The sequence below is a fragment of the Rufibacter ruber genome (assembly GCF_001647275.1).
Lineage (GTDB): Bacteria > Bacteroidota > Bacteroidia > Cytophagales > Hymenobacteraceae > Nibribacter > Nibribacter ruber_C.
In genome coordinates this window covers 60,755-83,165 of the sequence record NZ_LRMM01000007.1, presented here as the reverse complement: position 1 = coordinate 83,165, position 22,411 = coordinate 60,755, and the positions used below count along the sequence as shown (strand labels likewise).

Below are 22,411 nucleotides of genomic sequence, written 5' to 3'. Positions count from 1 at the left end.
GGCACGGTGAGACGCATACGCTACGGAAATTTATTGCAGAAATGTATAGGTGAGTGTACTATTGAAATACTCTCACTTCTGTTGAAAAAGGGGAGGGGCAACCCGGTGTATATCCTGCTCCGCAGAGGCTGAAACAGAAATGCAGTAAAAAGTAAGAGGGGTAATTCTCTGGTCTATCAACTATTTGAGTTCCAACAGTTGTCTATATTGATGGACTGTTCTACTTTTACGCCCAAGATGCCAAAGGCTTTCCTGAACTATCTCCTTTCCCTGTGTATCCTCTTGCTGAGCGGATATAGTTTTCTCTACGCCCACGCGAATAAGGGAAGCCTTTACATTGCTTCTTCCGGAAATAATCAACGTACAGTACAAACCGCCGCAGGAGTAATACCCCCTCGCTGGTGTTGATGATATGGCCCAGCAAGCTGCCGCCCTCTTTCAGCTTCTTGGAGAGCTGTATGTCCGCTGAGCTGGGGGAGAGGTTCCCGGAGGGGTGGTTATGGCAGAGGACGATGGCTGAGGCGCACGATTTGAGCGTGGCCACGAAGATCAGCTTGGGGCAGCCACGCCGCCGGTGGAGAGCTCGTAGAGGCCCAGCACCCTGTTGGCTCTGTTGAGCAGCACACCTTGAACTGCTCCAGGAACTCCAGCTTCCCGTCGTCCCAGTTTCTCTTGAGTAAGTCGTGTGTGTCGGAGGAGCAGGTAATCCCTGGGCTCTTGGCTGGTTTTACCTTGTAGCGGTAAGTCAGTTTCACCTGGGCCACTCTGCAGTTCACGGTTTTCTTGGCTGTCGTTTCCATAATCGTTCATGTTTGGAGGTTAGGGAATTGATTATGGTGCCCACCCAGCCCGCGGGAGGACTGAGGGCAAGGTGGAGACAGTGAAAATGCGGAGGGACCCCGGCAGGGGATACCCATTTTGTCAGTACTACCTTGTCCCGTGTCCGGACCTGCGGGCTACCTTCACGCCGGAATGAATGCCCTTTCCTCTCACTTAGAAGCCATAGGAATTGTCTGCTACTGGGAAAGGTCTAAGGCAACTTTATACTGCCGATATCAGCCACCACAGCTATCGCATGGGTGATTCTTTTAAAAGGGGAGACTTCTCTGGAAAGGTTGGGGAAGGGGTAAAGCTAATGGAAGGTGCGTTTTTTGGGTAGCCTATCAGTTGGGAGTAGCCAGGAGTTATGCCTTTCCGCGTAGCTGGTATGCTCTCTTTAATGAAAACTGAAACCGCAAGTTCCGCAGCGGTTTCCGCACTCGCCCATTTGGGGGAGGAGGGTAATTCTGTGGACAAAAACACATCTTGCCGGACACTTTGCGTGTTCCCTAAATTGAAAAGAGCCTACTCTGTGGTATTTATTTGAACAAGGGTGGAGAATTTGCACCCGGAGTATAGGGGATCTGATAATAGCTGTTTAAGTTCCCGACTTAGTAAATTCAAGGGTCACATTTATTATATTGTCCGTTATTGGCTTTCATAAGAGGGTTTTATACAAAGCGAATTTGCATTAGACCAATGTCTAATGCAAAGCGGAATCAGTTCCATTCATGATATACCCTTTAAGGACGGGGTGGCGTGCCTCTATCCAATGGTTTTTTAGACTTTATAAGGATCAAAAGAGGTCACCTATATTGAAAGGCCCAACAAGCATAAACCTCTTGCAGGCTACTATTTATTCCATTGCTGTTCTTTTATTGACTACCTTCCCCTACCTTTACCTCCAGACGCCTGAAAAACAGTGCCATTCACCTATAGCGCGTTTGGTATCTTTCCATCACCCCACCCCTTCATAGTTAACCTTTTATGAGCATTCCCAAACTTCAGACAGGCATTGTTGCCTTTGACCTTATCTCCGAGGGCGGCTTGCCCATGGGCCGGACCACCTTGCTGGCTGGCAGTTCCGGGAGCGCCAAAACGCTATTCGCGGCCCAGTTTTTGGCCATGGGAATCCTTAAGTTCAACCAGAACGGAGTGTTCGTGACCTTTGAGGAACAGGTGGAGGACATCAGGAATGACCTGAAAGGGTTCGGCTGGGACATAGACCTATGGGAATCAGAGGGGAAATGGACGTTTATAGACGCCTCCCCCAAAGAGGAAGACGTAATCACCATTGGTGAATTCGATTTGAGTGCCTTCAGGATAAGGCTGGAGAGGGCCATCGCCAAAAACAACGCTCAACGGGTAGTCATTGACTCCATCGGCAGCATCTTCACCCACTTTCCTGAGCATAACATCATCCGACAGGAAATGTCCAAAGTGACCATGACGCTCAGGCGGGTGAAAGCCACAGCCCTCATCACCACTGAGCGCACCGAAGAATACGGGGCCATTTCCCGGTACGGGGTGGAGGAGTTCCTGGCGGACAATGTCATGATCCTGCGTAATGTGCTCACGAACGAGCGTCGTCGGCGCACCATCGAGATCCTGAAATTCAGGGGCAGCAACCACGTGAAAGGGGAAAGCCCCTTTACCATTGTGCCTATGCAGGCGGTGGTGATTGTCCCTATCTCAGCCATGAAACTGACCCAGCAGGCATCGGGCCAGCGCGTCTCCTCGGGGGTGCGGGAATTGGACCAGATGTGCGGCGGCGGGTTTTTCAAAGGCTCCATCGTCCTGGTATCTGGGGCCACGGGAGCCGGCAAAACCCTGCTGGCCTCGAATTTCATCAATGGCGCCAAGGAAAGCCAAGAGCGGTGCCTTCTCCTGGCCTTCGAGGAGAGCAGAGAACAGATCTTCAGGAATGCCAAGGGTTGGGGACAGGACCTGGGGCAACTGGAGGCCGACGGTTTGCTGAAGGTGGTCTCCACCTATCCGGAGGTCTGCTCGCTGGAAGACCACCTCATCAACATACAGGAACTGGTAAAGGAATTTAAGCCTGATCGCATTGCCCTTGACAGCATCTCGGCCCTGACCCGCAACCCGTCAGAGAAAGGGTTCCAGGAGTTCGTGGTGGCACTCACCAATTTCCTGAAGCACGATGGGGTCACCACGATGTTGACCGCCACCACGCACATGCTCACCGGGGGCGCCTCCATCACCGAGGGTGACATTGCCACCATCACCGACACCATCATTCTTTTGAGGTATGTGGAGCTGACCGGCGAGATGCAGCGGAGCATCACAGTACTCAAGATGCGCGGCTCCCGGCATGACGCCTCCATCCGCCAGATCTTGATAAACGAGGAAGGCATGCAGATAGGCCAGCCCATCACCGGTATAAGCGGCCTGCTCTCAAACACCCCGATAGTGGCCTAAGGGAAGTTTAAAAAAGAAAACTTCCCGGGCATAAAGGGAATCCAAGTACCAAGGACAAGAAAAATGACTAATTATTGGATACAACTATTCATCAATAGAAACAGCACCACTTCTGTAGGGGCTGAGGAAAATCTGAATGCTATCCTCAAGAAATATTACCCTGGTGACTACCAGCTCGAGATTATCGACATCCAGGAACACCCGGATAAGGCAGAGGAAGCCGGTATCCTGGCTATCCCCACCCTGATCAGGAAATGGCCCCAGCCGGAGGTACGTCTGATTGGCGCCTTAACCGTGCAGACCCGCGTGCTGACAGGTTTGGGCATCGCTAACGTAGACCATTTACAACGGCAGTAAAAAGATCAGCTAATCATTCAGCGTATATCATCCGGCAGTGAGGTGACCTGCTCAATTGATAAACCCATGTATTTGACGATATGCCCACTGTATATTTCCTCTAAAGTTCTGTTTGGATGGATGGGAAAGATCCTATCTATTCGGCATCTCCAACAGCCCGTTCTCTCCCCTGAAACTTTTTCCCGGTCAGCTTTGCGGTACCGTTTATTAGCAGGACCTTGCGGAAACAACACCTTGCAGTGAAACCATGGAACAGAGAGTCATCACAGTGCTGAGTAGGTTGGGGTGCCCCGGACCCGACAACAACCATGTGACATCGAATGATACCGCTCATCAGGTCACTCACTTACTGGGTCACGGTTTCCGTATCCAGAGCGTATCCACACAGATAAGCCCCGGCATAGAAGAGGGGTCCAGGCAAGACTCCATCCTCTCCACTACCTATCTGCTCATAAGGGAGGACTAATCGCTATAAACGGTGGGGATACCGGAAAGCAGTAATGAACCTTGCCCAGACCGATTCAGAACAAGACGCCTTTAAGCCTGGAGATGGTCGGGAATCACCCTTTCCCGTATAGGAGGGTTGAATGATGTAAACCCAAAAACAGGAGGGGTAACTGCATATCAGCCACTGCAGCTTCCCTGGAGAACCACTCCTCCACCATGGAAGAGGGCTACCCGTGGACGTGGCGTGCAACCCTTGACCCAAATGGCTCAGCCAGAAGATGGCCTGCCGCATGATTTTAGGAAAAGCAATTGTAGGGTCCTGGGAAACACCTTTATATACCATCCTTCTAGAATTTAATAACCTTAGCCGCCTTTATTGATGGGAAACTCACCTGGGAACACCTATAAACTGGATAAGCTCACGGAGCTGAACGAGGAGCTGGAGAACTACTTCAGTAACACCATCATCCCTCAGCTTTTCGTGGATGGAGATATGATCCTGCGCAAGTTCACTCCCGCGGCCATGACACATTTCAAACTCTCTGACAGTGACGTTGGCCGACACATAGATGAAGTATCCAATAACATCCGCTTTCCCACGATCATCGAGAACATCCATGAGGTGATCGGTAGCAATAAAAGCCTGGAAAAGGAGATACAGACCACCGACAATGTCTGGTATCAGATGAATATATTGCCCTACATCGTCCGGAGGGAGAACAGGAGCAACGGCGTCATCATCACCTTCATCGATATCAATGACCGCATCCAAATCCTGAAGGGGTACGAGCGGCTCAACAGGAATCACGAGGTCGTCATCCACGCCCTCTACCACGACATCAAGGGCCCCATGTCCAACATAGAGGCGCTGGTGAATATCATGGACGAGGCAATGGGCGAAGGGGGAAACTCGGAGGCAGAGGCAAAGGAGGTGATGGAGATGCTCAAACTCTCCGTGGCCAAGCTCCGCGAGACGGTGGAGGATCTGGTGGACATCGGGGAGGCGGAGATGGATTTCGCCAATGCCACGGAGCGGGTGAACTTCGGGAACGTTATCGAAGACGCCATCCTCTCCCTTAAGGACAAGATTACCGAGTCCGAGGCAAAGATCACCTCCGAGATCAGGGAGGCGGAGATCGGGATTCCCAGGAAAACCATCCGGAGTATCATTTACAACCTGCTCGGCAACGCCATCAAGTACAGGTCTCCGGAAAGGTTGCCCGAGGTGCTTATCAGGACCGAGCGGGCGAATGACACCGTCGTGCTTACCGTCCGCGACAACGGGATGGGTATACTGGAGGATAAAAAGGAGGCAATCTTCGCCCGCTACACCAGGCTGCGGGACGATGTGGAAGGTAGCGGCATCGGCCTGTTCATCGTCAAAAACATGGTGGAGGACACGGGGGGCAGGATCGAGGTGGAGAGCACCGTGGGGGAAGGTTCCACCTTCAGGGTCTATTTCAGGCAGAACCCCACCCAAAAATAATTCCTTTCCCGTTCCTCCCTTGCTGACCGTTGCTAATTCCCGCGGTAGGGTGTAAGGCAGGGCCAGCCATGGTAATAGAGCTGGCTCCAGGTATTCCAGTTCGTTCTTCCCCTGGAAACGTATAGAAGGTATATGTTCCGATCACGGGAACTAACCTCCTGGGCAAAGGAGGCCTGGATGGCTGCTGCTCCTTTGCCAACACTGACGGGGGAGGAGACTTCAAAAGCAATGACATTATGTCACTGTAGTGACATAATGTAGAAAACGATGGATCCGAATAAGAAAGTGCTGCTAGTGGATGACGATAGTGTCTATATTTTCATTCTGACCCGACTGCTCAGGAAACACAGTCCGCTTGTGGAGGTTGTCTCCGCCAAGGAAGGTACGGAGGCGTTGGCGATGCTGAAAAGGGATGCTGAGATGGGAGCACTTCCCCAGGTGATCATCACAGACATCGAGATGCCGGGCATGAACGGGCTGGACTTCATAAAGGAGCTCGCCAAACTCGGGCTGGTGGACTACCGCCACACTAAGGTTATCCTGAACAGCGGGAAGGCCAGCTACTCTAACCTGAACTGGCCCGCTGAGGTCCCTTCAGTTGCCTTCTTCCCAAAGCCGCTCACACTTGAAACCTTGGCAGGTATCGTAGGCTATGTCTGAGAAATAGAATTTAGCTAAAATTGATGAGGTTGTGGGCTTGGGACCACAAGCAAGCCTGAACCTCATGTTCAACTACAGAAACATGCAAAAATCAAGACATCAAGCATTACAAAACATGGCCGAAAAAGGTATGGATGCAGCTTTTGCACAGCAAGCGCAGGCTGCTTAACCTCTCCTCAATGCAACTGGACAGAAGCCAGACGCTTTGCAAGAACGGTGGGGAGTGCGTAGGCTACCAGGCCAGGAAAGCCGCCAGAACCTGCAACAGCCTATTTCTGTCTGACAGCAAGGGAGTGCTGCTTGCCTGCAGCGAGCCGGTATAGGGGGCCCACCATGACCTGTTTGAGATAGAGGCGGTGTTCAGGCAGCTGTGCGGTCTCTGATCCAGGAGGCAGGCATTGAGACCGAAGGGCGGTTTCTGAACGCGGACCTCTGTTTAGACTCGGAAAGCTTCAGGTGCCTGTGCGCAGAGATGAAGATTGAGTCAAATATTGCCTTCAACCCCAGGAATGGCAGATATGACGGGGCGTATGTGTGTTTCGATGAAGAACTCTTCAAAGGCAGGACAGTGATAGAGCACGCCAACGCCTGGCATGACAGCTTCAAGGCACTTTTGGTTAGATTCGAGACAAAGGCGCTGCACTGGATGGCTTTACATTTACTCGCTTTCACAGTCCTGTTTATCCGAAAAATCAATAAAATTGAAAAACTCTAAAGAGCTTCGTTGTCTATATTGATAGACTGTTCTACTTTTACGCCCAAGATGCCAAAGGCTTTCCTGAACTATCTTCTTTCCCTGTGTATCCTCCTGCTGAGCGGATATAGTTTTCTCTACGCCCACGCGAATAAGGGAAGCCTTTACATTGCTTCTTCCGGAAATAATCAACGGACAGTACAAACCGCCGTTGGCACTGTTCACCAAGACCTTTCCTTACTAGTAGCATATTCCTCCCCCAGCGCAGAAAAAACCCCTTTTGACAAATATGTCGCTGAAACGGAGATTGAGGAAACCGAATCCCTTCTAAAGAAAAACCAGGCGACCGGCCCCTTTCTCGCCACGGTTTTCTACGCCCAGGTACTAGCCTTTCTACTTTTCTTTCTGAAAAAGAACCTCACGTACTGTAAGGACTTTTTCTCTTTCTCCCCTTTAAGATTCTATCTTCTCTTCCGGGTCTTCCGGATCTAGTTTACCATTCCCTCTTTAGGCGATTCGCCTATTCCTTCGCTTTTTTTCTTTCGTGCCGTGCCGGTTTGTTAATCATTTCGTTGCCACTTGAGGGGCGTAATGTATCGGTATGCTTTGTAAAGAAACCATAGCAACACCTGTCTCAGGTTTTCAGAAATAAGTTAAGTTATTCAACAGGCAAGTCATATTGCCTTTCCTTGTATTTACTGCACCGCGCCCTTGTGTCTACTGCTGAAAGGGCGCACCAGTATATCGTTTTACACATCCCTAATTACTATCAATTCAAGTATCATGAAGAGAATTCTCATGCCCATGGTTTTGGGTTTGTATGTCTTGTTGTGCCATACAGGCTGCGAATCCAAAAAAGAAGAAAAGGAAGAGGCCACCCAGTTTCTGGTAAGCAGTCCCTTGGTGAAGGACACCTTAATCACCAAAGAATACGTGAGTCAGATCCACGCCATCAGTCATATTGAAATCAGAGCCTTAGAGAAAGGTTACCTGCAGAAGATTTATGTAGACGAAGGGCAAACGGTCAGAAAAGGCCAGCTCATGTTTCAGATCATGCCAGCCATGTACGAGGCCGAGCTGCAGAAAGCCCAGGCCGAAGCCAGTTTCGCGGAGATTGAGTACCAGAACACGAAGAAGCTGGCCTCCGGCAACGTGGTGTCTCCCAACGAACTGGCCATGGCCAAAGCTAAACTGAACAAGGCTAAGGCCGAAGTCTCCATGGCGCAGGTGCACTTAGGCTTCACCCAGATCAAAGCCCCGTTTGACGGCATCATGGATCATTTCCAGGTACGGCTGGGCAGTTTGGTGGACGAAGGCGACCTGCTGACCACTCTTTCTGACAATAGCAAGATGTGGGTGTACTTCAACGTGCCCGAGGCCGAGTACCTGGATTACAAAACCAACCTCAAAAACGACCACACCACCAAAGTGAAGTTGGAAATGGCCAACCACCAGGTATTTGACTACCCCGGCGAAGTACAGACCATTGAAGCCGATTTCAACAACGAGACCGGGAACATCGCCTTCCGGGCTACTTTCCCCAACCCCAAAGGGCTGCTTCGGCACGGCGAGACGGGGAATATCCTGATGGAGGTGCCTATGAAAAATGCCCTGCTTATTCCGCAGAAAGCCACCTTTGAAGTCCTGGACAAGAAATACGTGTACGTGGTGGGTAATGACAACAAGATCAAGTCAAGGGAAATCACCGTGGCCGCGGAGCTGCCGCACATCTATGTGGTGCAGGAAGGGCTTTCCAAAGACGACAGAATCTTGCTGGAAGGCTTGCGTTTAGTGCGCGAAAACGAAAAAATACACTCAAAATACGTGGAGCCGAAGTCTGTCCTAGCGCAATTGAATTTATATGCGGAATAGTGGAGGGGTCCTAAAAAGCAGAAGACATGTTTAGTAAATTCATAAGAAGACCGGTATTCGCAATTGTAATATCGATCATGATTGTTTTTGTGGGCGGCCTGGCCATCAAAAAGCTGCCTATTTCCCAGTTCCCGGACATTGCTCCCACCACGGTCAACATCTTCATTGCCTACCCGGGCTCCAGTGCCGATGTGCTGGTGAAGTCTACCTTGATTACCCTGGAACAGGCCATTAATGGCGTGGAGGGCATGCGGTACATCGCCTCAGATGCTACCAGCGCCGGCGAGGCGACGCTCAGGATCATCTTTGAGCCCGGAACCGATCCCAATGACGCGGTGGTGCGGGTAAAAACCCGGGTAGACCAGGTCATGCCCCTTTTGCCGGAACTGGTGCAGCGCGAAGGCGTGGTGATCTCCCCGGTACAGCCCAGCATGCTCATGTACGTCAACCTCTATTCCAAGGAAAAGAGCATGGACGAGAAGTTCCTGTTCAACTACGCCACCGTGAAGATGATCCCCGAAATCCAGCGGATCAAAGGGGTTGCCCGGGCACAGATTCTGGGTAGCCGCCGCTACGCCATGCGCATCTGGCTGAACCCCGACCGGATGCGCGCCTACAACATCTCAGTGGAGGAAGTGATGAAAGCCTTGGGGGAACAAAGCATCATCGGCCGGCCGGGCCGGTTAGGCCAAAGCTCAGGGATAGCCGCTCAGTCGCTGGAATACGTGCTCACCTACAAAGGCCGGTATAACAAGCCGGAGGAATACAATGATGTGATCATCCGGGCGAACGCCGAAGGGGAAAGCATTCACCTGAGAGACATTGCCAAAGTGGAACTGGGCAGTGAATTCTTTGACATCTATTCCAACCTGGACGGCCGTCGTCGGCGGCTATTGTGTTGCGGCAGAACTACGGCAGTAACGCCAGTGAAGTGATTGCCAATGTGAAGGCGCAGCTGGAGGAGATGCGTCCGTACTTTCCGCCGGGCATGGATTATAAAATCAGCTATGACGTCTCCAAATTCCTGGATGCCTCTATTGAGCAGGTAGTGCATACCCTCCGCGACGCGTTTATTCTGGTGGCCATTGTGGTGTTCATCTTCCTGGGCGATTGGCGCTCTACCCTGATTCCCATCCTGGCGGTTCCGGTCTCTTTGATTGGGGCGTTCTTTATCATTCAGTTCCTGGGCATTTCCATCAACATGGTGACGCTCTTTGCCCTGGTGCTGGCCATCGGGATTGTGGTGGATGACGCCATTGTAGTGGTGGAAGCCGTGCATGCCAAAATGGAGGAAGAGCCGCATCTCTCACCCTACAGCGCGGTGAAAAAAGTACTTGGCGAGATCAGTGGTGCTATTATCGCCATTACCGCCGTGATGGTGTCGGTATTCCTGCCTATCTCCTTCATGACGGGTCCGGTGGGTACTTTTTATCGCCAATTCTCCATTACCATGGCCAGTTCCATCGTGATTTCGGCGCTGATTGCGCTTACCCTTACGCCGGTGCTGTGCGCCATGCTGCTGAAAAACCACCACGGGCACGCCAAGAAAAGCAATATCCTCTCCAGGCCCTGGACCGTTTTAACCGTGGTTTTGAGAAACTAACCGGAAAATACGTAAGCTTGCTGACTTCTATTGTGAGCAGAAGATGGGTGACGTTTGGGGTGTTGATCGCCTTTGGGGCCGGTATCTTCTATGAAAACCAGATTGTGCCGTCCGGCTTTATCCCGAACGAGGACCAGAGCACCATCTACGCCATCATCCAGACACCGCCGGGCTCTACGCTGGAGAAAACGAACCAGGTGTCTCAAAGACTCCAGAAAATCTGTGAAGAGATTGACGGCGTGGAATCAGTGTCTTCGCTGGCTGGGTACGAGATCATGACCGAAGGCCGGGGCTCCAACGCGGGGACGTGTCTGATCAACCTGAAAGACTGGTCAGACCGCAGGCACAACGTGAAAGAGATCATGGAAGAGCTGGAGGAACGATCCAAAGGACTGGGCGCGGTGATCGAGTTCTTTGAGCCGCCCGCAATCCCCGGTTTTGGTTCTTCCGGAGGTTTCTCCATGCGTCTTCTGGACAAAAACTCCGAGACCGACTACCACGAGTTCGACAAAGTGAATCAAGAGTTCATGGATAATCTGGGCAAGCGGAAAGAGCTCTCGGGCTTGTTCACCTTCTTTGCCGCCAATTATCCGCAGTACGAACTGCAGATTGACAACAACATGGCTATGCAGAAAGGAGTGTCTATTGGCAAAGCCATGGATAATCTCAACATCCTGATTGGGAGTACCTATGAGCAAGGTTTCACCAAGTTCAACCAGTTCTTCAAAGTGTACGTGCAGTCTGACCCTAAATACAGAAGACTTCCCTCTGATTTGTTGAATCTGTATGTGAAGAACGAAGCGGGCGAAATGGTGCCGTATTCGGCGTTCATGAAGCTGAAGAAGACGCAGGGGCCCAATGAGATTACCCGTTTCAACCTGTATAACTCAGCGGCCATTCAGGGGCAACCGGCCAAAGGCTATACCACCGCAGACGCCATCCAGGCCATTCAGGAAGTAGCAGCTAAGTCGTTGCCTAAAGGCTATGACATTGCCTGGGAAGGTCTTTCGTACGATGAGGCTACCCGCGGCAACGAATCCATTTACGTCTTCGCCATTGTGTTGGCGTTCGTCTACTTTGTGCTGGCCGCCCAATATGAGAGCTTTATTATTCCGTTGGCGGTGGTGTTTTCCCTGCCCGTGGGGATTTTCGGTTCCTTCCTGGTGCTCCAACTCATGGGGCTGGAGAACAACATCTACGCCCAGATCGGGCTCATCATGCTGGTGGGTCTCCTGGGTAAAAATGCCGTGTTGATTGTGGAATTTGCCGTGCTCAAGCGCCTGCAGGGAGCCACAATTCTCGATGCCGCCATTGAAGGAGCTAAAGTGCGTTTCCGGCCAATTCTGATGACTTCGTTCGCCTTTATCGCCGGTTTGATTCCGTTGGTAATCGCCACCGGGGCCGGGGCCATCGGGAACCGGACCATTGGAGCCTCCGCCATGGGCGGAATGCTGTTCGGGACTGTCTTCGGGGTCATCATCGTGCCGGGGCTGTACTTCATCTTCGGCCATCTGGCCGATGGACGTCAGCTGATCAGAAATGAAGAGGAGACCACTTTAACCGAGGACTATGTCCATTCCATTGACAATTTTCCCCAACCTGTAGACACCGAAGTAAATGTTTAAGAATAGAAGATGGAATTGGTTGGGGATAGCGCTTATCGCCCTCACCTATTCAGCCTGTAAAACCCCTGAGTTAATCCAGAAGTCAGCGAATGCGGCCGTGCCCGCGAGTTATTCTAACTCGCAGGATACCACCAGCACCGCGCAGGTGAAGTGGATGGATTTCTTCACCGATCCTTACCTGACGGCGCTGATTGACACAGCCTTGCAGAACAACCAAGAGTTGAACATCACCCAACAGGAAATTGAGATCACCAGAAACGAAGTAAGAGCCAGAAAAGGCGAATTCCTGCCTTCTGTGGGGCTGCGCGGGGCTGCTGGGGTTGACAAGGTGGCCCGGTTCACCAACATTGGGGCCCTAGAAGCGACCACGGACATCAAGCCGGGCAAGGAAATGCCGGAGCCGCTGCAGGATTATATGGTAGGCGCGTATGCTACCTGGGAGGTGGATATCTGGCGGAAGCTGCGGAATGCCAAAAAATCGGCGGTTAGCCGGTATCTTGCCTCGGTGGAAGGCCGAAACTTTATGGTGACCAACCTGATCTCTGAGATTGCCGAGAACTACTATGAGCTGCTGGCCCTGGACAACCAACTGGCCATTGTCAAGCAGAACATAGCGCTGCAGAACAATGTCCTGAAAATTGTGAAGCTGCAGAAAGAGGCGGCCCGGGTAACCGAGTTGCCGGTGCGCCGCTTCCAGGCCCAGGTGCTCAACACCCAAAGCCTGCAGTATGACATTCAGCAGAAGATCACCGAAGCCGAGAACCGTATCAACTTCCTGATTGGCAGATTTCCGCAACCGGTACAGAGAAACACCCAGCCGTTAGAGAACCTGACGCCACAAGCCATTCAGGCCGGAGTTCCGGCGCAGCTGCTTGCCAACCGGCCAGACATCAAGCAGGCCGAGTTGGATCTGGCAGCCTCCAAGCTGGATGTACAAGTGGCCAGAGCGCGGTTCTATCCTTCTTTAGGGATTTCGGCGGGAATTGGCTACCAGGCGTTCAACCCAACGTTTCTGTTAAAGCCAGAGTCCTTGCTGTACTCCCTTGCCGGTGACATCACCGCTCCGCTGGTGAATAGAAACGCGATCAAGGCTGTCTATTACAGCGCCAACGCGAAGCAGATTCAGGCGGTGTACAACTATGAACGCACTATCCTGAACGCGTACATAGAAGTGGCGAATCAGTTAGTCAAGATCAGCAATCTGGAGAAAAGCTATGACCTGAAAGCCAGAGAAGTGGAAGCACTCACGCAGTCCATCGAGATTTCCAACACGCTCTTCAACTCAGCCCGGGCCGATTACATGGAAGTGCTCATGACCAACGCGATGCGCTGGAATCTAGATTTGATCTGGTGGAAACTAAGATGCAGCAGATGCAGGCCGTAGTGAATATTTACCGGGCGCTTGGCGGCGGCTGGAAATAACAGAAAAGACCAACCAGAGTAATACCCTTCCGGTGCCAAATAAAGCAGTCCTATGTGCAATTTGCACATGGGACTGCTTTATTTGGCACTTTTTAATTAATGGAAGGGAAGAATTAATGGAAGGGAAGTTCCTTTTAATAGTGAGTGGTTTATTACAATTTTATAACAAGTGAAATGACAATCCGGCAAGTGGAAGAAATTATTTACTGGAGAATTGAGCGTGTCAAATCGTTTTGGGGACAGATGGATTTTACTTTTCTAAAATGCTGAAAAAGAAAAAAGGGGAAAAGCTGGATATTTCCTGCTTTTCCCCTCTGGTAGTCCGTAGGGGAATCGAACCCCTGTTACCAGAATGAAAATCTGGTGTCCTAACCCCTAGACGAACGGACCATCTTTCGGTTTTGATGGTGCAAATATAGAAGGCTGTTTTTTATTTGCCAAGCCCTCGTTTTAAAATAATTCGTAGTAATGGATAAAATGCTCAAAATGAGCGGGAAAAATTTTTAGTTTGTTTTACCTGAGGGAACATGTAAATTGCCGGGGTTAAACGAGTAATAAAACGTAACAAACATGTCTAAGAAAATAAGAGTAGCCATCAACGGCTTCGGCCGCATAGGCCGTCTTACCTTTAAGACCCTGATTGAGCGCGGTAATGTAGAAGTAGTTGCTATCAATGACTTGACAGACAACGCTACACTTGCACACTTATTAAAATATGATTCCGTACACGGCCTTTTCAACGGAGAAGTGTCTGCTGATGAAAACAGCATCACGGTAAATGGCCAGCGTATTGAAATATACGCTGAGCGGGAACCCAAGAATCTGCCCTGGGGTAAACTTGGCGTTGACGTGGTATTAGAGTCTACCGGCCGTTTCGTAGATGAGAAAGGTGCAGGCGGACACTTAGAGGCTGGTGCCAAAAAAGTAGTGATCTCCGCTCCTGCCAAAGGCAACATCCCTACAGTGGTGTTAGGGGTGAATGAAGAGACCCTGACCGGTGAAGAGACCATTGTGTCCAATGCGTCTTGTACCACTAACTGCTTAGCCCCAATGGCGAAGGTGTTAGACGAGGCCTTCGGGATTGAGAAAGGGTATATTACTACTGTGCACGCGTACACGGCAGATCAGAACCTGCAGGATGCCCCGCACGCTGACCTGCGCCGGGCCCGTGCCGCGGCCTACTCTATTGTGCCTACCTCAACCGGTGCTGCCAGAGCCGTAGGGTTGGTGTTGCCCCACCTGAACAAGAAATTAGACGGTATTGCCATGCGCGTTCCAATTCCAGATGGTTCTTTAACTGACCTTACTGTGATTTTGAAGCGGGAGGTAACCAAAGAAGAAATTAATGCTGCCGTTAAGAAAGCCGCTGACAATGAGTTGAAAGGAATTCTGCAGTATACTGAAGATCCAATTGTTTCTATTGACATTGTAGGCAACCCACACTCGTGCATCTTTGATGCCGAACTGACCTCTACCAACGGCACCCTGGCCAAAGTAGTAGGCTGGTATGACAACGAGTTCGGATACTCTAACCGTGCCGCTGATTTAATTGAGCGTCTGGGCGCTTAACCAGGCAAATAGCATTTTGAAGTGGTGCTGCCTCAGGGCGGCACCACTTTTTTTATGTAGTTTTACCTCAACAGTCGCATTCCGGCCCAAAGGCCATGGCACTATGGTGCCAGGCAATGGGGGCGGGTGAAAAGGGGCTGTTGGCCAACCCGCCAAGCGCAGAAGTTAGTCATGGGCATACCAGAGAAAGCATATTTTATCCTGAATCCCAAATCTGGGGTAAAGAGCAGTGTGAACGTTCCAGCGTTGATTGAGGCACATCTTGACCATTCGCGCTGGAAGTATGAGCTGCTGTTGACAGAGCACGCCGGACATGCCACCCAACTAGCCCGGGAAGCCGCTGCCCAGGGGGCCAGGCTGGTGGTGGCGGTAGGGGGAGACGGTACGGTGAATGAAGTGGCCAGGGGGCTTCTTCAAACATCCGCGGCGCTGGGAATTCTCCCCAAAGGGTCTGGCAACGGGCTGGCGCGCCACCTGGGGATTCCGCTGGTTCTCCCGCAGGCATTGGCCCTGCTCAATAAACCCACATTTGGAAGAATAGACTCCTGCGCCATTAACGGCCATCCGTTTTTCTGTACTGCCGGTATTGGCTTTGACGGGGTGGTGAGCTCTGCGTTTGCCAACAGCACCAAGCGGGGCTTGAGCAGCTATATTCAACTGGTGGTGAAAGAATTCAGGAGCTATCAATCACAGATGGCTACCGTGCGGGTCAATGACCATGAACTAACGTCTGATTTCTTTGTAGTGGCATTTGCCAACGCGTCCCAATATGGGAACAACGCCTATATTGCGCCAATGGCCAATATACAAGACGGATTATTAGACGTTTGTCTGATTAGGCACGTGGGGTTGGCAGAGGCCCTGCAGCTGGGGTATGGCCTGCTGACTAAACAGATAGCCCATTCAAACCTGGCAGAGTTCCACACGTGCGCCACGGTGTCGGTGCACAGTGAGCAGCCCCTGCATTTTCACGCAGATGGGGAATTTGTGGGGCTGGCGAATGCGTTTGAAGTACAAATGTTCCCTACATCCCTAGAAGTAGTGGCGCCCGCTGACCAATTAATATAAGGTATGAGCAAAAACAAGAAAAACCGGGAGGGGGTGGTGTATTCCACCAACCCAGACTTTGAATATGATTACCAGCAGGAGGGGCAGGTGACTACGTTGCCGCCTCAGCAGCAGAACCTCAGGGTGCAGTTAGACAAGAAAGCAAGGAGCGGCAAGCAGGTGACCTTGGTCACCGGGTTTGTGGGGCAGGACGAAGACCTGCAGGCACTGGGGAAACTCCTGAAAAATAAATGTGCGGTAGGGGGGAGTGCCAAAGACGGCGAAATCTTTATCCAGGGGGATTTCAGGGACAAGGTTCTCCAACTGCTGGTAGACCAAGGTTACAAAGCTAAGAAAGCGGGCGGGTAAAGAAAGTAGCTTTTCCTGTTTTGGGGCTGTTTTTCAGAAAACAGCCCCAAAACAGAAATGCCACCAATGGCATTGGTTACCGCTGCTTTTAGGACTTATTCTGCAAGTACGACAAAGCTTTTTCCAGGTCTGCGGGAGTGTCAATGCCAATGGTTTCTTTGTCTGTGATGGCGGTGACAATACGGTAGCCGTTTTGCAGCCAACGCAGCTGTTCCAGAGATTCTGCCTTCTCTAAAGAAGAGGGGGGGAGTTGCGTGATTTCAGCGAGTACTGTACTGCGGTACCCATAAATGCCAATGTGTTTAAAATACGTGTGCTGATCTAGCCACTGCTGCTCTTCCACACCGCGCAGATACGGGATTGGCTGCCGGCTAAAATAGAGGGCCTGCCCCTGCTCGCCCACCACCACCTTGGGGCTGTTGGGGTTGAAGAGCTCCTCCTGGCTCTGCACCACCTTTATGAGGGTAGCCAGCTGCGCCTCGGGTTGGGCAAAACAGGCGAGTACCTTGTCTATTTGCTCCGGCTGAATAAAAGGCTCATCCCCCTGTATGTTCACCACTACCTCAAACGGCTCCTGTACCTGTTGGAGCGCCTCGTAGCACCGGTCAGTACCGCTTTGGTGGTCAGGAGAGGTCATCACCGCAGTTCCGCCAAAGGCCATGACGTGGTCAAAAATCCTGGCATCATCTGTGGCTACCACCACCCCGTCAAGGGTAGATTTCTGCGCCTGCTCATACACCCGTTGAATCATTGATTTTCCGCCTATTTCAACCAGCGGCTTTCCCGGAAATCTGGTGGAGGCGTAGCGGGCAGGTAGTATGCCAAGGGCTTTCATAGGCAGTTGCGTTTGGTTAAAGTTGATCCGGTTCTTCGGTTTCAAAGATACAACTTAAAGCCGTTCTTCCGTTTGGCAGCCAGGTACCGGTAGAGGGAAAAAGAAAAGAAGGAAACCTGAAGAATAAACCAAAAGCGGCTGCCAAAAAGCCTTAAGCCAACAGATCCTGCCTCTGTATAAATTGGAGAACCCGCAGTTTTTTGATAACTTACACCGTAATTGGAACCGCAAATTCTTTTTTTTGTTCCGAAAGAGGTTAAAAAAACGGGTCTGATTTTTGAAGGGTGGGGAGGTACGGTAGTCATTGCACTTTTTTTTGCACTTGCCTTTGATCAACGTTTACTACTAAGAGTTAAGAGTTCATAATGAAGAAGTTTGTGTTTGGATTGGGAGTATGCCTGGCATTGGGGGGAACTGCTTCAGCTGGTACCATGGCTGTGCGGGATTCTGTTGGTGTAAAAACCCAGAATGGCAAAACCTACATCACCCATAAGGTAGAACCCAATGAAACCTTGTATGCGTTGTCGCGCAAATACGGGGTGGCCGTTGACAAGATTGTGGCAGCCAACAAGAACATTGAAAAGTCTATCATGGTGGGCCAGATTGTCCTGATCCCCGTGGCAGGGGCAAAAGCTGCCACCAGCACCGCTGCCACGCCCGCCAAACCTTCACCCGCTACCACCGCCAGCCCTGCGGCCAGCCGCACGTACGCCGTTGATGGCAAAGGCAATAAAATGCATGCCGTGAAAGCGGGCCAGACCCTGTTCTCCATTTCAAGGCTGCATGAGGTAACCGTTGAGGACATCAAGAAATGGAATAAACTTACAAGCAACAATGTGGTAGTGGGGCAGAACCTGGTTGTGGGGGTTGGCGCCAATACAGCATCTGGCAAGGCTGACATCTACGTTCCTGAAAAAGATGATGCCGTGGTTGCCGCTAAAACCCCGGAGGCACCCGCCGCTTCTACCCCGCCCGCCAACTCTGCTCCGGTGACCGCTACCACCGCCAAGCCCAGTCCTAAAGCAGAACCTGAAGAGGAGAAGACTATCGCCAGAACCACTGAGTATGTATCGCGCATCAATGAGAGCGGGATGGCAGAGCAGATTGACACGAGATCAGATGCCAACAAGTTCCTTGCGCTGCACAAAACAGCCCCGGTGGGGACCATCATGGCGGTAAAAAACCCCATGAACGACCAGACCGTGTATGTGCGCGTGATAGGCAAATTGCCCGCAACCGGTGACAATGACAAACTGGTGCTGAAGCTTTCAAAAAAGGCCTGCCAACAAATTGGCGCGGTTGACAAACGGTTCAGGGTAGAGGTGTCTTACATGCCTTAAATCCTGTTTCCGGCTTGTTTTCCGGAAAAGAGGCGAAAAACGGAAAGCTGCCGCAGCTCCCGCTTTTCGCCTCTTTTGTCTTTACCGCGTTCATAGAGCCCTAAAAAGTATCAATTCTTACTTCCCAATCCCTAATTAAAATAAGGTGTCTTATTCCCACGCCCAAGTCAAAGCCCTGTTAGATGACCGGTACCAGCGGTACAACACCCCAGACTTTATTCCAAATGACCCGGTGTCTATTCCGCACCTGTTCTCTCGCAGGCAGGATGTGGAGATTGCCGGTTTTTTTGCCTCCATTTTGGCCTGGGGACAGCGCAAGACCATCATTAACAAGTGCAGGGAGCTGCTGCAGCGCATGGACCACGCGCCGTACCAATTCATTCTGCAGCACCAGGAGAATGACCTGAAGCAGTTGCTCGGGTTTAAGCACCGCACTTTCAATGACACTGATTTGCTGTACCTGGTGTACTTCTTCCGGTGGTTTTATGAGCAGCACGAGAGCCTGGAGGTGGCTTTTCTGGGCAGTCCTGAGAGAGAAGCCGTGAACCAGAAGCAGAGGCTGGAGAATTTCTTCCAACTGGTTTTCTCCCTGCCTGACGCCCCGCCCCGCACGCGCAAACACATTTCTACGCCCGCCAGGAAATCAGCGTGTAAGCGCATCAATATGTACCTGCGCTGGATGGTCAGGAAAGACAGCCACGGCGTTGATTTCGGGATCTGGGGCAGAATTCCCACCGCAGACCTGGTCTGCCCCTGTGATGTGCATGTGCAGCGGGTGGCCCGAAAGCTGGGGCTCCTTCAGCGCACGCAGTCAGACTGGGCCATGGCCGAAGAACTGACCCAGCACCTGAGAGCCTTTGACCCGGTAGATCCGGTGAAATATGATTACGCCCTCTTTGGTCTGGGGGTGGAGGAGAAGTTTTAGGAGCCTTTTCCGTTTTCGGCCTACTTTTCTGAAAACAGGCCAAAAACAGGAACAGACCTGCTAAGGGAGGATTTTCAGCAGAGTGCGAAAGAATGGTTACTAAAGAAAAAACGTGAAAGCACAGACGGGTCTTTATCTGTAACAATATGTTTACTAAAGATCAAAATTATAACAAATTTCTTTCCCCCTGCCGGAACAAGCCGCCGCGGCAATCTGTTCTACAATGCTGGGCAATAGCGTTTTTAAGCTACTTTTGCGAAAACAGCCTGAAAACAGAAACAACCTCAGCTACATCCAGCTGAAATAACTATCTGTCCGTGAAAAGGCAGGAGAAGGTGCACCCTGTGCGGTTTGTGATGAAGGCAGACGTGGGGTGGTAAAACAGCCGGGGCAAGCTATTCTGAGACTTCGTAGCAGAATAGGCAGATGGTAGACAAGTAAAAAGAACAACAACAGAACAAACAAGTAAGCTTGATATATCCAACTAATTTTGAACAGAAGATAGGGTTTGGCCAGATCAGAGAGATGCTGGCAGAAGCCTGTCTAAGTGCGCTGGGCCGCCGGTTTGTGGAGCGCGTGCAGTTTCTGGACCGCTTTGACCTGGTGCAGCGCCTGTTGCAGCAAACGCATGAATTTGCCAACATCTTACGGGCCGGGGAAGATTTTCCGTCCAGCTACTATTTTGACGTGACTGAGCATTTGAGCCGCGCCGCCTTAGAGGGGGCGTTCCTGGAGGTGCGGGGCGTGTTTGAAATCAAAATGTCACTGCGGGCCATAAGGCAGGCGCTGGGGTTCTTCGTGGAGTCTGAGGAAGGCATGTACGAGGCGCTCAAAGCCCTGACCAAAGACGTGGAGGTAGACCGCCAGCTGGTGGCGGCCCTGGAGAAACTGGTAGATGACGCCGGAAACGTGAAAGAAGACGCGTCTCCTGAGCTGCAGCGGGTAAAGCGGGATTTGATTGGCCAGCAGACACAGCTGCGCAAGCAGATCAGCAGCATTATGCGCCATGCCAAACAAGAGGGCTGGACCCCCGGTGATGCCGAGCCTACCGTGCGCGGTGGCCGTCTGGTAATTCCTGTCATTGCCGAATACAAACGCCGGATCAAAGGTCTGATCCATGATGAATCGGCCACCGGCCAGACCGTGTACCTGGAGCCGGAGAGCGTGTTTGAGCTCAACAACGACATCAAAGACCTGGAGAATGCCTACCACCGGGAGCTGATCAGGCTCTTGACGGCGGTGACCAACCAGGTGCGGCACCATCTGCCGTCGCTGAGAAAGGCGTACCAGTTTTTGGCGCTCCTGGACTTTATCAGAGCCAAAGCGGTAGTGGCCAATAAGATAGGAGCTGTCATGCCAGAGCTGCATAAGCGGCCGTTTATCAAATGGAAAGATGCCCGCCACCCTATTCTGCACCTCACCATGCAGGCTCAGGGCAAGAAGGCGGTGCCCCTAAGCCTGGAACTGGACCAGGAGCAGCGTATCCTGTTAATCTCAGGGCCAAACGCCGGGGGTAAATCAGTGGCTATGAAAACAGTAGGCTTGCTGCAGTATATGCTGCAGTGCGGGCTGCTGATTCCGGTGGCCGAGGGTTCTGAGGCCGGTCTGTTTGGGGATGTGTTCCTGGACATGGGCGATGAACAGTCCATTGAGAATGACCTGAGTACCTATAGTTCGCATTTGCAGAACATGAAGCAGTTTCTGCTGTTTGCAGACAGAAAGTCACTGGTGCTCATAGACGAGTTTGGCACGGGGACCGAGCCTTCGCTGGGCGGGGCCATTGCCGAGGCTGTGCTGGGGCAGCTGCATCAGCAGAAAGTGTTTGGCGTGATCACCACCCACTATACCAATCTCAAAAACTTTGCCGAGCGCACCCCTGGAATGGTGAACGGTGCCATGCGCTACAATCCCGCTGAACTGCAGCCGCTGTACCAGTTGGAGATTGGCAAGCCCGGCTCCTCGTTCGCGCTGGAGATTGCCCGCAAGATTGGCCTGCCCAGGAACATCATTGAAAAAGCCGGAACCCTGGTGGGCAAGGAGAAGATCAGATATGATAAACTCCTGGAGCAACTGGAGCAGGAAAAAACCGACTTTGAGCGCCGCAATGCCACCGTGGCCAAGCAGGAGCGCAAGCTGCAGAAGGCGGTAGAAGAATACACTGCCCTGAAGCAACATCTGGAGGAAAGCAAGCAGGACATTATCCGGACGGCCAAAGGCCAGGCCAAGCTTCTGCTCAAAGACGCGAACCAGCAGATAGAAAGCACCATTGAGCAGATCAGGAAAAGCCAGGCTGAAAAGGAGCAAACCAAAGCGGCCCGTCAGCAGCTGGAGACCTTTAAAGAAAAGCTGACGCCTGATCCTAAATCGGTTGTAAGGCGCACCAGCGGGGCTGTACCTACCGGACCGCTGCAACCCGGTGAAAAGGTGGTGCTGGTGGGGCAGGACTCGGTGGGCGAACTTCTGGCGGTGAAAGGAAAAACCGCCGAGGTGAGCTTTGGCGGCCTCAAAACCATTGTGAAGCTGGAGAAGCTGGAGCGGCCAGACATGGCCGTGGTCAAGCAGAAAGAGAAGAAAGCCAAAGAAGAACAGGCTTCGGCCCCTTCTAAGGGGCTGGATGTGACCCAACGCATGGCTGACTTTGTCCATACCCTGGACGTGCGCGGCAAATATGCCGAAGACGCCCTGACCACCGTTATGAACTTCCTGGATGACGCCATTATGCTGGGCATACCAGAAGTCAAGATCATTCACGGCCGCGGCAACGGCATCCTTAAGCAGGTGGTACGGGATTACGCCCGCAGCCAGCGTGAAGTAGCCAGCGTGAGTGATGAACACATTGAACGGGGCGGTGACGGTGCCACCGTGATTGTGCTGAAGTAATTGCTTTGGGCGTCCGAGGCCC

General features: G+C 51.8%; 14 protein-coding genes, 1 tRNA gene and 2 pseudogenes. 14 read left to right on the top strand and 3 right to left on the bottom strand.

What is annotated here, in order from left to right; all coding sequences use genetic code 11:
• Positions 1-226 precede the first annotated feature (226 nt).
• Positions 227-544, bottom strand: a complete 318-nt coding sequence (locus tag A8O25_RS23710; protein ID WP_074987939.1) for a JAB domain-containing protein — start codon at positions 542-544, stop codon at positions 227-229.
• Between the two features lie 1,262 nt (positions 545-1,806).
• Here A8O25_RS23710 and kaiC point away from each other — a divergent pair.
• The 8 genes and pseudogenes from kaiC (at position 1,807) to A8O25_RS04645 (ending at position 13,424) form a co-directional block, all read left to right on the top strand.
• Positions 1,807-3,258 carry a circadian clock protein KaiC gene (gene kaiC, locus A8O25_RS04690; RefSeq protein ID WP_066831525.1) on the top strand — a complete coding sequence of 484 codons (1,452 nt, stop codon included), beginning with the start codon at positions 1,807-1,809 and terminating at the stop codon, positions 3,256-3,258.
• Positions 3,259-3,321: 63 nt separating this feature from the next.
• On the top strand, positions 3,322-3,615 hold the full coding sequence (locus A8O25_RS04685; protein WP_066831522.1) for a circadian clock KaiB family protein: 294 nt from the start codon (positions 3,322-3,324) through the stop codon (positions 3,613-3,615).
• Between the two features lie 826 nt (positions 3,616-4,441).
• Positions 4,442-5,548 (top strand): sensor histidine kinase, encoded by a 1,107-nt coding sequence (locus tag A8O25_RS04680; RefSeq protein WP_066831519.1) that lies wholly within the window; start codon positions 4,442-4,444, stop codon positions 5,546-5,548.
• A 267-nt stretch (positions 5,549-5,815) separates the two neighbouring features.
• A complete protein-coding gene (locus tag A8O25_RS04675) occupies positions 5,816-6,208 on the top strand; it encodes a response regulator (RefSeq protein WP_066831517.1) in 393 nt (130 codons plus the stop codon).
• 370 nt (positions 6,209-6,578) lie between these two features.
• Entirely contained in the window at positions 6,579-6,923 is a 345-nt protein-coding gene (locus A8O25_RS04665; RefSeq protein ID WP_066831512.1) for a hypothetical protein, read from the top strand.
• A gap of 762 nt (positions 6,924-7,685) precedes the next feature.
• A complete protein-coding gene (locus A8O25_RS04655) occupies positions 7,686-8,774 on the top strand; it encodes an efflux RND transporter periplasmic adaptor subunit (protein WP_066831506.1) in 1,089 nt (362 codons plus the stop codon).
• 26 nt (positions 8,775-8,800) lie between these two features.
• Positions 8,801-12,002, top strand: a pseudogene (locus tag A8O25_RS04650) (efflux RND transporter permease subunit).
• A pseudogene (locus A8O25_RS04645) lies at positions 11,995-13,424 on the top strand (TolC family protein). Before A8O25_RS04650 ends, A8O25_RS04645 begins: the two co-directional pseudogenes overlap by 8 nt.
• Positions 13,425-13,739: 315 nt before the next feature.
• On the opposite strand, the gene A8O25_RS04640 reads toward A8O25_RS04645, so the two are convergent.
• Positions 13,740-13,814, bottom strand: a tRNA-Glu gene (locus tag A8O25_RS04640).
• A gap of 180 nt (positions 13,815-13,994) precedes the next feature.
• Between A8O25_RS04640 and gap the strand changes: the two genes are divergently transcribed.
• From gap to A8O25_RS04625, 3 genes are all read left to right on the top strand, one after another.
• Positions 13,995-14,993, top strand: coding sequence for a type I glyceraldehyde-3-phosphate dehydrogenase (gene gap, locus A8O25_RS04635; RefSeq protein WP_066831501.1), 999 nt, complete (start codon positions 13,995-13,997; stop codon positions 14,991-14,993).
• Between the two features lie 171 nt (positions 14,994-15,164).
• A complete protein-coding gene (locus A8O25_RS04630; protein WP_066831500.1) occupies positions 15,165-16,061 on the top strand; it encodes a diacylglycerol/lipid kinase family protein in 897 nt (298 codons plus the stop codon).
• Between the two features lie 3 nt (positions 16,062-16,064).
• A complete protein-coding gene (locus tag A8O25_RS04625; RefSeq protein WP_066831499.1) occupies positions 16,065-16,409 on the top strand; it encodes a translation initiation factor in 345 nt (114 codons plus the stop codon).
• Between the two features lie 88 nt (positions 16,410-16,497).
• On the opposite strand, the gene kdsB is transcribed toward A8O25_RS04625, so the two are convergent.
• Positions 16,498-17,244, bottom strand: coding sequence for a 3-deoxy-manno-octulosonate cytidylyltransferase (gene kdsB / locus A8O25_RS04620; RefSeq protein ID WP_066831619.1), 747 nt, complete (start codon positions 17,242-17,244; stop codon positions 16,498-16,500).
• A gap of 365 nt (positions 17,245-17,609) precedes the next feature.
• On the opposite strand from kdsB, the gene A8O25_RS04610 reads away from it, so the two are divergent.
• The 3 genes from A8O25_RS04610 to A8O25_RS04600 all read left to right on the top strand — a co-directional run bounded on the left by A8O25_RS04610 (position 17,610) and on the right by A8O25_RS04600 (position 22,389).
• Positions 17,610-18,584: a LysM peptidoglycan-binding domain-containing protein gene (locus tag A8O25_RS04610; protein WP_241498935.1), complete on the top strand. Its 975-nt coding sequence runs from the start codon at positions 17,610-17,612 to the stop codon at positions 18,582-18,584.
• A gap of 145 nt (positions 18,585-18,729) precedes the next feature.
• Positions 18,730-19,509, top strand: a complete 780-nt coding sequence (locus A8O25_RS04605; RefSeq protein ID WP_066831492.1) for a TIGR02757 family protein — start codon at positions 18,730-18,732, stop codon at positions 19,507-19,509.
• Between the two features lie 471 nt (positions 19,510-19,980).
• A complete protein-coding gene (locus tag A8O25_RS04600; RefSeq protein WP_066831489.1) occupies positions 19,981-22,389 on the top strand; it encodes an endonuclease MutS2 in 2,409 nt (802 codons plus the stop codon).
• Positions 22,390-22,411 lie beyond the last annotated feature (22 nt).